General features: G+C 56.2%; 5 protein-coding genes. 2 read left to right on the top strand and 3 right to left on the bottom strand.

All coding sequences use genetic code 11. The features are described from left to right. The first annotated feature begins 148 nt into the window (after positions 1–148). Both PMI26_RS13540 and PMI26_RS13545 read left to right on the top strand, forming a co-directional pair. A complete protein-coding gene (locus tag PMI26_RS13540) occupies positions 149–1,651 on the top strand; it encodes a carboxypeptidase-like regulatory domain-containing protein (RefSeq protein ID WP_007975270.1) in 1,503 nt (500 codons plus the stop codon). Positions 1,652–1,930: 279 nt separating this feature from the next. After that, positions 1,931–3,424, top strand: a complete 1,494-nt coding sequence (locus PMI26_RS13545; protein ID WP_007975269.1) for a hypothetical protein — start codon at positions 1,931–1,933, stop codon at positions 3,422–3,424. A gap of 71 nt (positions 3,425–3,495) precedes the next feature. Here PMI26_RS13545 and PMI26_RS13550 read toward each other — a convergent pair whose 3' ends face one another. The 3 genes from PMI26_RS13550 to PMI26_RS13560 all read right to left on the bottom strand — a co-directional run. Further along, positions 3,496–5,694: an autotransporter outer membrane beta-barrel domain-containing protein gene (locus PMI26_RS13550; protein ID WP_238540822.1), complete on the bottom strand. Its 2,199-nt coding sequence runs from the start codon at positions 5,692–5,694 to the stop codon at positions 3,496–3,498. Positions 5,695–5,998: 304 nt separating this feature from the next. Further along, entirely contained in the window at positions 5,999–7,975 is a 1,977-nt protein-coding gene (locus tag PMI26_RS13555; RefSeq protein ID WP_007975266.1) for a hypothetical protein, read from the bottom strand. Positions 7,976–8,250: 275 nt separating this feature from the next. Further along, a partial coding sequence (locus PMI26_RS13560) for a beta strand repeat-containing protein (RefSeq protein ID WP_007975265.1) occupies positions 8,251–13,400 on the bottom strand: 5,150 nt, incomplete at its 5' end.

The raw sequence follows: 13,400 nt of genomic DNA, 5'->3' as shown, positions 1-13,400 counted from the left end.
AATCGCAATAAGAAAACACCTTTCCATGCCAGTAACGCCACCGACTTTCAAAAAACAACAAACGCCTAGTAATTATGACAGTAGCGAGCCGAAACACTTCGAGCCCTAATTGACTTCGTTTTCCTCAACAGCAAATGGAGTTATCAATATGACCTGCAAAACACCGAACACCTCGGAGCTATCCCTGGACACACTGGATGATCCAACGCCTGTAACTTTCGATGAAGTCCGCGATTCCAGCGATAAACTCGTTGAAGAAAACGCCACCACATACGATAAAACCCTGACGTTCATAGGCACGTGCGGGCGAAATATGCTGCTCAATTTACGCAATGACGAGAAAAATTTCACTGATACGACCGGCGATTCTTCGGGTGACTGGGTCAAGGAGTTCACGCTCTCAGACTTCAAGCGCTACACAATTGACGCTATCGCAGAGGAACCGCCGCAGAATGGTTCCAAGAAGAAAACCTTTGTCCTGGCGACCGAAACACCCATTATCAATCTCGTCACTGGCAAGGACGGTGAAATCAAAGACGGCGATACCTACGACGGCGACTCGGTAGACTTCATCGGCAATGCGACCCCCAACGTTGTAGTCGAAGCCTTCAATGACGAAACGACAACGGGCAAGAAAGCATTGGTTGATGCTGACGGGCTGTTCAAACTGCCCCTGAATGAGCTGAAAACAGGGCAATACCGCATCAAGATCAAGGCACCGAACAACAAAGAATCCACTGTGTTCATGTTTACAGTGGCCGCGGACATGCCGCTGAGTCTTGATGATGTGCTGGACGACACCGGGAGCAGCGTAGATGAGGGCGAAACCACCATCCAAACGACCCTGACCATCAAAGGCAAGGCACGGAAAAATGGTGAGCTGACATTGTTGGGTGGACCGGCGCCAGCGACAGTGACCGCGAAAGACTCCGGAGACTGGGAGCACACCTTCCGTGATTTGCCCGTGGCGCACTATAGCCTGACCGCTCGAACAAACTATAACCCTGTGGAAACGACTGCCCCTCGGACCTTCACCGTGGTACAGGACGTCGAACTCAGCCTTGACAAGGTTCTTGAATCCGAAGAGGGTCCCGAAGTCCCCGAAGGCGAAACCACCTACAAAGACCTGTTGATCATCAAGGGTCATGGCAGCCCCGGCAAGAGTATTCAGCTACTCAATGGTGACGATCCAATAGAAGGTGCCACCGAAACAACCGACCCCGAAGATGGCACCTGGACAATTGCGCTGAAAGTATCCGAAGGTGAATACCGCCTTAGAGCAAAAGCCAACTATGGCGAGGGTGCCGTCACCGCCCCATACACCTTCAAGGTGGAGTCGACCATCCAGCCGCACAGCACCCGTATCTACGATTCAAACGGCCTGATCGACGATGAAGGCAGCACCACGCAAAACTATGTTTTTGTCAGGGGCGTTGCTGCACCGTCAGAAGCGATCAAGCTCAAGATCAACGGAGTCGTTGATGAACAGGAAGAATACACAAACATTAAGGGAGACTGGGTCAAGCTCGTTTCTGAATTGATCCCTGGAACCAAGTATGTGGTGAGCGCAGTAGCCCAGTACGGCGGAAACGCAGAGTCTAATACATGGACCATTACCGTTGCGCCGGCCATGGACTCCACTGTGCGTTAATTAAAACTGAGTGCAAGCAACAGAAAAAAACCGCTCAAAGCGGTTTTTTTCTTTTAAATCAATGTACACCAGATACTCATGACACAAGCCATTGCCGCCCGACAGCCGTCCAATGCCTTCGTCAGCTTGAAAAGCTCGCCACTTCACAAGTTCCAATGCAACTCATGAACATCAACCGCTTATCGGAAATCGATGTAAGCCTGTTATTTATGACAGTAGTCAGCGATCAAATTAGCCTCCCTAATGACTCCGTTTCCTTTCAGAACCGGAGTTACCGTCATGACCAGTTTACCGACAGACCGCTCATCACTCTCGTCCGACCCAGCGATTGAAGACCTCGATCTACTGACTATCAGGCAAGTCCTCGATCCCAACGGCAATTCCATCGCTGGTACCACTACCTACTCAACATTTTTCAAGGTGATCGGGAACGGTGCAGAACCCGATAAAGTCGTCTGGATAATGAATGGCGCAGAGAAATTGGGTGAAGCGACCAGTAACGGCAGCGGCGCCTGGGAGACGCCGCTGCTCCCTGTGACGAAATTTGATTGCTTTTCGATAGTCGCCAGGGGCAAGTACGGCACTGAACCCGTCTCCATTCCGCCCAAAAAGTTCACTGTAGCGACCAAAACCCCAATCATCAGAGAAGTACTCGGAGAAGCAGGTCCCATTCTGGACCAGGGCGAGACCTATGAAAAATCAGTAACCCTCTACGTCGATGCGGTGCCCGATGAAGATGCCAGGGCATTCGATGGGGAGACTGAGCTTAAGTCCGGGTTGGCCAGTGGTTGCGGAAAACTCAGTATCAAACTCGTCGATCTGGAAGCAAAGAAATACATCATCAAGATCAAGTCTTCCGCTGATAAAGAGTCGAGCCCTTTCACCTTTACTGTGAAAGCAGCGGCTCCTCTGACCATCGACGAGGTGACCGACGACGAAGGCAATCCCGTTGACGATGGCGAAAGTACAATCAGAAGAGTGATCACCGTCAAGGGCGGCGCACTCGCCAATGGAAATCTCTCACTGATTGGAGGACGTCCGACCCCCGTTGCGGTGAAGGCCGATGACAAGGGTGTATGGAGCCACACATTTACAGCGTTGCCGGATGGCGAATACAAACTCAACGTCGAGGCTTCATACAATGATGATGTCGCCGGCCCGCGGACATTTATCGTAAGAAAGGCGGTCGCCGCCACCCTCGAAACCGTCACCGATAAAAAGGGCAAGCTCGTAGACAGGGATGACGTCACCTTCGAAACAGAGCTGGATGTTGAAGGCCAGGGTGAAGAGAACCAGTCCATCGAGATCTATGACGACAGCGAATTTTTAGGTGTCGCTACAGTTACAAGCGGACATTACAAGCTCCCTATCGGACCATTGGCGGAGAAAGGCTATTCCCTTGTCGCCAAGGCAAAGTATCCCGATGGCGGCGAGTCTGCCCCGTACCTGTTTACCGTGGAAGCCAACCACCAGGCACCGAAAAACACCAGGGTTCACAATCCTGACGGCACCGTGATCACCGACGGTGGTAACACCTTCTCCAGGCATGTATACGTCAGAGGTGAAACCAGGTCGCTGGCGTCGGTCAAGATCAAGATCAATGGTGTCACGGACCCGGACCCGGAGGACTCCAACGTCCAAGGAAAATGGGTGCGCCTCGTCAGCCAGCTGGAAGTCGGCACCACCCATGTCGTTAGCGCCGTCGACGCGGATAACCCCGACGCCGAGTCCAATACATGGACAATCACCGTTGTTGCTGAGCCTCAGCAGTAAAGCTCAGATCAATATCACAACCGACGTGATGAAAAAAAACCGCATGATGCGGTTTTTTTTCACGTCAACATTTACCACTGGTAATTCCAGCTGAGGCTGACCGCAATCGGCTGTTCAATATCGTTACCCTTGAAATAATCAACACCGGCGCCAAACCGCATCGCGTCAGACAGGGAAACCGCCACCCCCATGCCGAACTCGAGACCCGAGCCGGACAGATCGTTGTTGATGCGGTTGCCGTTGACCCGTACGTTATCGTCATTGCTGGCAAACTCGTGGACCACGGCCACACTGGCGTACGGCCGCACACGGGTGTCACGATCCAGCTTGATGCTTCGACCGGCGCTGATACCGAGCTTTGTCCGCAGTGAATCGATGTGATCGCCGTCAGCTTCCATGCCGTTGTCGAGTCGGTAGTCTGCGCCCTCGATCTTCGCCACCGACACCTGGGCTGAAGGTTTTGCAAACCAGTCGTTCCCCAGATTGACATGGCGCCCAACCTCTACCAGCGCGCTCACCCCTGAATTGCTGTAATCACCCTTTGCACGCGAGCCATCGCTCATGGTGACTTTGGAGTCATTACGGAAATGGTTGAACTTGAGCGCACCATCGACGTAATAACCATTGTCCGGATTCAGCCAGCCGAAGTAGGGACCAAAATAGTAGCTGTCGACCGTGGCAGAAGTGCCGCCATGCAGATCCAGGTCGGATTGACTGTAACCGGCCAGTACGCCGAGTCGCCATGGGCTGTCCCCCAATCGGGTATCGGCCCCCATGGAAAACCCTTGCTGTTGCTGACGATAACCCACACCCGAACCATCGTCGACGTTGTACTTGTTGCCATAAGGCCGTACCCAGACACCGTGAAGCCGGTCGTCCGCCTGCAATTCATTCATGCGGTTTTCCAGTGACTTGGTCTCGCCATAGGACACGGTCAGGGCCGTTTGATACAGCGCCACCACCGATTGGGCACCCGAGCTGAGCCGTGTGGTCGGGTTCAAATAGAAGTCGGTTCCGCCTGATGCGTTGGCCCTTTCGGCCAGATCGTATTCCCAGGTGCCCAAATCGACCCGGCCACCCTGCAACGCAAAGGTCGCCTGATTGCTGCCGACCTGAACCAGGGTCAATGCTTGCGCAGAAGCAGCATCTGTCCCCGAAGCGTTGACGGCCAGCTCAAAGCTGCCCGTCGCGGTTGCCGCCTTGAGCAAGTCACTTTCGCCGGTGGCGAAATTTCCCTGCATGGCAATGATGCCGCTGCCTTCCAGACTGCCGACCTCGAGTTGACGATAGCCACGTTGCTCGCCGGACGCACCGAAATTAACCGTGCCGTCATTCATTGATAAATGGTCGATGCTGTCATCGCCAACCATCGTCAGGCTCGACTGACTGTTGAGACTCAGGTTGCTGTTGTTCAGACGCCCGGTGAAGGACGATCCGTTGTTCAAACTGACTTGAGCAGACGAGCCGTCCTCGCGCACGATGTCACCCACCATCGAAGCCCCGTCGAAAGACAGATCGACGCTGCTGTTGCCCAGGACTTGCACATTGCCTTGCAAGTCACTGCCAACGACATTCATCGCGGCCGTGGAAGCGCCCTGTACTTTCAACAGGTTGCCATCCGCCGCACGCAAAACGGCATTGTTGCGCACCTCGATCGTCGCCCCCTTAACGCCCCCCTCCACCAGGATTGCCGGCCCGTTGCGACCTTCTACGGTGGAGTTGTCCAGCACCAGTGAATTGCTGCCGACGGTTGGGGAGTCATTGGTCATCCGCACACCTGCGCTGTCGCCGCTGATCAGCGTGCCCGCCAGTGCGCGCACATCGCCGCCGCGACTGTCCAGGCCCACGCTGCCGGCATTCACGCCTCGCAACTCGCTGTTGAGCAGCGTCAATGTACTCAGGCCCGTGACCAACGCCCCGCTCTCTCCACCCCGAAACTGACTATCGCTAGCGGTGACGGTCGAACCTTGAGTGGACGAGGGTGGCCGATTGACCCACAGCGCTCGACCGTCAGCGGTTACAACGGCCGACCGGATGGTGGCCTGGCTGCTATTCACTGAAATCCCGTGGTCGTCCTTGTTGCCGTTGATCACTGCGCCATCGATGTTCAAGGTCGAGCCGGTCCGAACTCTCAGGCTTTGGGTCGTTGCTCCCACCAGGTTGAGTACACCTCCCTTTTCCACTACATAGTCGCTAAGCGGATCGCTCGGCCCGACTGTTACATTCTCGCCAGCGCCAATAATGATTGCCGCCATCGCCGAAGTGTTCATCAAAAAAAATGCTGGCAATAGTGCCAGCACTCCGAAACCATTTGTGGACGATGGTTTAAATGAAGTTCGTTTATCACTATTCATAGGTGGGTCCTGTTTCGTTTTCTCGTCTTCCGAAGAGAACGGAAAACGTTGAGGGCTGCGGACTTTACAGACGCCTCCTACAAAAAAATGTAGGATTAATCCTTAAAGACGCATGAAAAATCCAACACAAAATTTAAACGCAACAAAGGGGTATCCGGCGCCTCGGTACCGGATACACCCATGGGCCTGGCAGGCAAGGATTCGCATGCCGATGCTCAAGTCAAACAGGAATGACCGGAGCCAGATCGCAGGTGCCCGTACCTCGACTCATGTTGACCCGGACCACTTCACCCTTGGTGAGAACAGCCTCACCGGCAATTTTGACCGCGTAGTCCGTTCGGCCATACGCGTTTTCCGTGGTTTGCAGATGGACATAGGGAACATACATATCAAAGCCGTTAGCGGCTTCCGTGTTGTTGGGAGTATGTGTTACCTTCTTATGGGTTCCTGGAATAAGAGTCGCTTCATCACCAGCATCCGTGGGATAACCACCGTAAATCAGTGTAACCTCATTGTTTGCCAGCCGCGTATCGGCAGGAATTCTAACGACACCGACAACATTACGATCTGGAAGCCTTCTCAACGAACTGCAAACAAAACCATTTAGTGGATTTGCATGCATATACTGGAACCCGGCTGCAGCCAAAACGATCGGCTGCATCTTGATCTCCGCAGAGTCCACCGGGGAAATTGCCAGGTTGTCATTGAGAGCATGTTCCACAACGCACTGAAGTTGTGCATCAACGTCATCTGCAATGGTGCCCAGCCAATCCCACTTGAACTCAAATTCTATTGGTTTTGATGGATCTTCGCTGCCATCGCCAGGGAAGGTCCAGACGCCACCCGGCGCAGGAGCATCATTCCCATTAATATAAAATGTTACCGTGTCCCCTAGTTTGAAAAGAGGATGAAAAGGCAGATAACCTTTGACGACGCCACCATTTTGTTTGTCTGCCAGCGTCAGTTTATTTCTTTCAGTACTGTAGGGTCCCTGGATCCATGGCTGCAACAACGTGACATCCGGCGGAGCCGGCTTGTCAGGGTCAAAGGGTGCAGCGGGTTTCCTCACATCAAGCCACACCCGTTTTTCAATCGGTTCCACTGGAAAATAAATATCACCGCGCTTGATTCTGTACCCCAACTTCACTTGTCGCCTGCCATGACCCGAATTGAGCAGCGCCAGGTTGTCCAGCGTGTTCAGAAACGGAATAGAGGTTATACGTTTTGGACTTTGCGCTACGTCATCAATGAAATACTCGATCTCATCCACCGCATTGTCGAAGTTTGCAAATAGGGTTTTAAGACCTGCACCGACGCCATCGACCAAGTGCTCTACTAAAAGCGTACTGGTCAGGTTGGGTGCCTGCGGAACGTTCAATTCCTCTTTGACCACTGGCCTGCGATTTTTGGATACCCACACTTTTGTATTGCCTGAAGGTGTGGCCGAGACACCCGAATAACTGACTGCCTCACAGAAAACAATGTACTCTCCATTGTAATTAGTGACGTTAGCAGCCGTTAAATTAAATACTAATGGATTGCTAAAATTACTTTCATCCAATGTAATGGAACCCACTTCCCTCCTAATCATGCTATCGGAACCGATATAACACTTGATCGTATCGCCCAACCTCTTGTTCGAGTAATCCGAATAGGTCAAAGGCACAGTTGCACCACCCTCAAAATCCTCCGGACCGATACCATAATCTTTCACGGACTGAGGCACAGTGATCAATTGATCAAGAACTGGCGGCTCAAAGTCCACCATATACTGCAGTTCCTCTACGTCTGCTTCATTTGGGCCAAACGAAAAGAAATAACTGATTTTACGCAGTCCGGTGGTATTCCTGCTTGCCAAGTGCAAGGTCATAGGAATAGGTGGCGGAGGGTTGAGAGGTGTCACCTTCTCATATTGATAATTAATGTCATCCTTGGTTCCATCTACCGTCATTCGGATAGTAACGAGTGTCGGCACAGTATCATCATGCCTGTCGAATGTCGGAATCATGAACTTGAGCGGCTGGATTCTATGAGAATACGGAAGATATTGTGGACCTGTCGCGGTCAAGGGCGGCAATAGTGGATTAGAAGCATCAGGCACAGGAGCTTCCAGATAATCACGACGCAGACTGGCACGATACGCCCGGTATTGCGCCCTGTTACCGCCGTTAACAGAAAAATCTTCGCTTTTAGACATTTCGCTACTCCTTGGTGTTGAGCTTATTGCTCATACTGGGTCGCCCAATGCCAGACGGGGAACGCCGGCACTGATTACTTGCCGCTCCTGAACGGGTACTTAGACGATTGCTTCTCATCCGAATGTCTTGATTTAACGGCAGACACGGGGGGCTGACCACTGTCAGAAATTACAGTTTTCGTTACCGTCGGTCGGACAGATACCTTTGGCGCAGACAACAAAAAACCCGCCATCCCTTGCGCAGGAATGGCGGGTTTTTCGTTCAGACTTTCAGGTCACACGGTATCCACCTTCAACGAATGATCGTTGAGCATGCCGTTGATGATGGTCGCTGTGTCATGCCCGCTCGCGACCACCCCACCCGCTCCCGGCGTGACACCGTATTGACTGGCGAGGTTGACGCCGGCCAGGTCGATGGTCTGGTTCGGTGCGGCGCCGGCCATGGCGCTGACGTCGATGCTGGTCACCGTCGACGCCCCGCTGCCGGTGACGGTGAAGTGCAGGTAGTCGTCCAGCGAAGCCGTGGTGCCGTTCTCCCCTTGCAGCAGTTGCGACAGGTCGAGCTTGTCGGTGCCGGGCGTGAAGTCGGTGATCACGTCATGGCCGCTGTTGTCCTTGAGCCACTGGAAGGTGTCGGCCCCCGCCCCGCCGCTGAGGGTGTTGTTGCCCAGGCCGCCAATCAGCAAGTCATCGCCGCCCCCGCCATTGAGGATGTCGTTGCCCAGGCCGCCGTTGATCACGTTGTTGCTGTTATTACCGGTCAGGGTGTCATTGAAGTTAGAGCCGGTGAGATTTTCGATACCAGTCAGGGTGTCCGTACCCGCGCCCAGGGTGTTCTGCGCAGCGAGCAGGCTGAGGTCGACCGTGACCCCGGCGGTGGCGTGAGCATAGCTGGCCGTGTCGATGCCCGTGCCGCCATCGAGGGTGTCATTGCCCAGTCCGCTGTAGAGCAAGTCATTGCCGGCGTCGCCGTGCAGTTCGTTGTTGCCGGAGCCTGCTGTGAGCACATCGTTGCCGTCGCCGGCATTGATGATGTTGTTGCCCGTGCCCGCCACCAGGATGTCATCTCCGCTGGTGCCGGTGAGGGTGTGGCCATCCTGATAGCTGATGGTCAGGTTGGCCGAGTCGCTGCCGCCATGGTTGTCGTTGGCGGTGTAGGTACCGTGGTAGTCCGTGGTGACTTCGTGTGCCCCGGCGTAGTTCACCGTCATGGTCAGTTCATAGTTTTCTTCCGAATTCTTATTGCTGCCACTGGTGTTGGCGATGTTGGTCACGTGGATCTGGTAAGTACCATCCGCGCCCGCGGTGATGGTGCCACCATCGGCGATGCTGACAAACGCCCCTCCGTTGAGCGAATACTCCATCGTGATGTGCCCAGGGTCCAGGTTGTGATCGAGGTTGAGCGTCTCTCCCTGTTTCAGTTTGACCGTGATGAGGTCTTCATTGTTGCCATTGGATTGGTTCGCGGCGCTGAGATAGCCACTGACCACCAGCACCGCCGTCATGGTCGTCGCGTTGGCCACAAAGGCGTTGCGCACGTTGGCCAGACTCTGGTTGGCGGGGTTGTTGTTTTCACCGGCGAAGCTGATCGCGCCGGTACCGGTGAAGTCCTCGCCTTTTAAGACCCAGCCGGTGTTGAACGAGGTTGGTGTCGCCGAAAGTTGGTCGCCATTGGGGTCGGTGTCGTTGGCCAGCAACAGTTCGCCCGGCACCACGATGTTGCTCGACGGCACGTTGGTGATGACGTGGTCATCGGCGGCCACTGGCGGTGCGTTCGGTATGACGTTGATCGTCAGGGTGGAGCTGGCCAGGTCGCCATCGTTGTCGCTGACGGTGAAGCCGATGTTTTCGGTGATCAACACCGAGGTGGTTTTCTGCGAAATGTAGGCGTATTCACCGGTGTCGAGATTGATCTGCAAGGTACCGCTGTTGTTGGTGGCAATGTTCAGTGTGTTGTCCACGGTGTTGAAAGTGCCATGGTTGAGCCCGCCGCTGAAGTTCAGGGATCCCTGATTGGTGTTGCCGCTCGGATCGTAGGTGTACGTGGTGCCGTCCACCGTGATGGTCTTGATGAAGCCGCCATCGGCGCCGAACGCACCGCTCTCGCCCAGCAGCGAACCGGTCACCGGTGCACCGCTCACCGTGCCGGACAGCACCGAGTTGAGCTGGTTGAGGTCGGTCACCACCACCGCATTGGTGTCGGTGTGGCTATTGCCGTCATAGGCCAGTGGATTGAGGTTCGCGTTGCTCACGCCACTGCCCAGGCCGATCGCGTAGTTCTTGATGTTGTTGGCATCGAGGAAGGCTTTCAGCGCGGTTTCGTCGGCGGTGCCGATTTCCTGGCCGGTGGTGGGCTTGCCGTCGGAGAAGAAGTAGCCGACGTTTTGTGCACCGGTCAGTTTGCCCAAGGTGTTGAACGCGGTCTGCATGGTCGCCACGGCCGCGTCATAGTTGGTGCCTCCGTTCGCGGTGAGGCCGGCAAGCAGGGTCTTGGCGGTGGCGACATCGACCCATACCGAAGTCATGTCGGTGGCGCTGCTGCTGAAGGTGACGAGTTGCACTTTCACATCGCCCAGGTCGTCGTATTTATCCAGCAAGGCACTGATGGCCTGCTTGGCCAGTTCCAGCCGCGACAGGTTCGAAACGCCGGAAGGATCGACCATGCTGCCGGAGACGTCGAGCACGATCAGCAGGTTGGAATCGATCTCCACCGCCGCCACCGAGCGATCCGATGCCACCGCCTTGGGCACGTCATCGACAATGTTGACCACGATGGTGCTGGTGCTGCTGTTGCCCGACGCATCGGTGGCCTTGTAGGTGAAGCTTTCACTCAGGCTGTTCGGACCGTCGTTGGCATTCGGCGAGGTTTTTGGCGCCGAGGTCAGGGTGTAGGTGTAGCTGCCGTCGGGGTTGAGCAGGATTTGCCCGTAGGTGCCGGTGGCGCTGCCGACCAGGGTGTAGGTGAGCGCGCCGCTGGCACCCGAGACGGATCCGACCAGGGTTCCTGACGCGGTTTCGCCGGTATTGCCCGGGTCGCTGCCGGTGACCGTACCGGCGGCCAGGTCCTGGCCGCCCTGGTTCAGGTCGAGGGCTTTTTCATAGACCGTCACGTCGCTATCGGGGTTGGCCTTGATAATGCTGTTGGCCACGTCGATGGTGATGGTGGTGGTGCTTTCATCGCCATCGGAGTCGCGCACCGTGTAGGTGAACGTATCCGTGGCCCCGGCAGCGCCGACCGAATCCGGGTTGCTGTGATACACCGCGTTGCCGTTGGCATCGAGCGTCAGGTAACCGTAGGTTCCGTTGATCGGGTTGCCCAGCCCACCGACGGCCGAGGTCGCGGTATTGCTGCCGGCGCGCACGCCGACCACCATCGCCGGACCATCGGCACCGTTGATGTCATTGCCCAGCACACTGATATTGACCGTGCCGCCCTCCGTTACCGACGACGAGTCAGGTTTGGCGTTCGGCAAGTCATCGACGATGTTGACATTGATCTGCCCGTTCGCGATGTCGCCATCGCTGTCGGTAGCGACGACGTCGAAGTTCTCGGTGAGGCTGTTGGCGCCGTTGGCCGCAGGATGGGCTTCGTTATCGTTCAGGGTGTAGCTGTAGCTGATCACGCCAGTCGCGGCGTTGAAGCCGGTGATGGTCAGCGTGCTGCCCAGCGGCGTGACGGCGGTTTGCGGGAAGCCGACGGCCACGCCAGCGCTGACGACAGTGATGCCGCCCACGGTCAGGGTTTGCAGGCCATCGAGGGCGGTCACCGTGAAGGTGCCGTTCTGGGTCAGGGCCAGTGTGTTGGGGGTGGTGCCGTCACTGAGGTTTTTCTCGTAGACCGTCAGTTCGCCGCCATATACATCGAGGCCGCCAAGGGTTACCGGGTCGTCATTGTTGTAGACATTCAGCACCAGGTTCGCAGTGCTGATGTCGCCGTCGGCGTCGGTGATGGTGTAGGTGAAGGTGTCCGTGCCGTCGCCACCGCCGTGCAACGCTTTGAAGTCGGCATCGCTGGTGTTGAGGGTGTAGGTGTAGGTGCCGTTGGCGTTGAGCACCAGGGTGCCGTAGGTGCCGGTGAAGGTACCCGCGGTCACCGGGCCGGCATTCAGGCCGATGGCGACTTTATCGGCACCGATCACGTCGTTGTTGAACACATTGCCGCTGAGGCTCGCCACCGTCTCCGAGGCGGTGCTGGCGTTGCTGTCGTTCAGCGCTTTTGGCATGTCATCGACAATGTCCACCACGATGGTGCTGGTAACGATATTGCCCAGCGAGTCGGTAGCCTGATAGCTGAAAGTCTCGTGCATCACGTTCGGGCCGTCATTGGCGTTCGGTGTGGTGCTCGGCGGGGTCGTCAGCGTGTAGGTGTAGGTGCCGTTGGCGTTGAGCTGAATCTGTCCGTAGGTCCCCACGTTGCTGCCAACCAGGGCGTAGGTGATCGCGCCGACGGCGTGAGTGACAGAGCCCACCAGTGTGCCGGAAGCGGTTTCGCCCGTGTTGGTCGGATCGCTGCCGACGACCGTACCGGCGGCCAGGTCCTGGCCGCCCTGGCTCAGGTCGATGGCTTTTTCGTAGACCGTCACATCGTTGTCGCTGACCGCTTTCAGGCAACTGTTGTAGACGTCGATGGTGATGGTGGTGGTGCTTTCGTCACCATCGGAATCACGCACGGTATAGGTGAACACATCCACCGCACCAGGGCCGCTCACCACGTTAGGCGTGCTGTGATACACGGCGTTGCCGTTGGCATCGAGGGTCAGGTAACCGTAGGTACCGTTGATCTGATTGCCCAGCCCGCCGATGGCCGAGGTTGAAGTATCGCTACCCGCGCGCACGCCGACCACGGCGCCAGTAGCAGCCGGACCATCGGCACCGCCGATGTCGTTGTCCAGCACATTGCCGCTGACGGTGCCGCCCTCCTGCACCGAGTCCGCATCGGCTTTGGCGGTCGGCAGGTCGTCGATGATGTTGACGTTGATCTGCCCGTTCGCGATATCGCCATCGGTGTCGGTAGCGACGACATCGAAGTTCTCGGTGAGGCTGTTGGCGCCGTTGGCGGTCGGATGGGCTTCGTTGTCGTTCAGGGTGTAGCTGTAGCTGATCACGCCGGTCGCGGCGTTGAAGCCGGTGATGGTCAACGTGCTGCCCAGCGGCGTGACGGCGGTTTGCGGGAAGCCGGCGGTTACACCACCGCTGACCACGGTGATGCCGCCCACGGTCAGGGTTTGCAGGCCATCGAGGGCGGTCACCGTGAAGGTGCCGCTTTGGGTCAGGGCTGGTGTGTTGGGGTCGGTGCCGTCACTGAGGTTTTTTTCGTAGACCGTCAGCTCGCCGCCGTACACGTTGAGGCCGTTGAGGGTTACCGGATCGTCGTTGTTGTGGATCTGCAGCACCAGGTTGGCAGTGCTGCTGTCGCCGTCCGCGT

The organism is Pseudomonas sp. GM33, from assembly GCF_000282295.1.
GTDB classification, from domain to species: Bacteria; Pseudomonadota; Gammaproteobacteria; order Pseudomonadales; family Pseudomonadaceae; genus Aquipseudomonas; species Aquipseudomonas laurylsulfatiphila.
The sequence above is the reverse complement of the archived record's forward strand: the minus strand, read 5'-3'. Positions and strand labels throughout refer to the sequence as shown.

Bases quoted from the DNA above. Each gene is read 5' to 3' on its own strand.
- PMI26_RS13545 (WP_007975269.1), top strand. From the start codon at position 1,931: ATGACCAGTTTACCGACAGACCGCTCATCACTCTCGTCCGACCCAGCG.
- PMI26_RS13555 (WP_007975266.1), bottom strand. From the start codon at position 7,975: ATGTCTAAAAGCGAAGATTTTTCTGTTAACGGCGGTAACAGGGCGCAA.
- PMI26_RS13540 (WP_007975270.1), top strand. From the start codon at position 149: ATGACCTGCAAAACACCGAACACCTCGGAGCTATCCCTGGACACACTG.
- PMI26_RS13550 (WP_238540822.1), bottom strand. From the start codon at position 5,694: ATGAACACTTCGGCGATGGCGGCAATCATTATTGGCGCTGGCGAGAAT.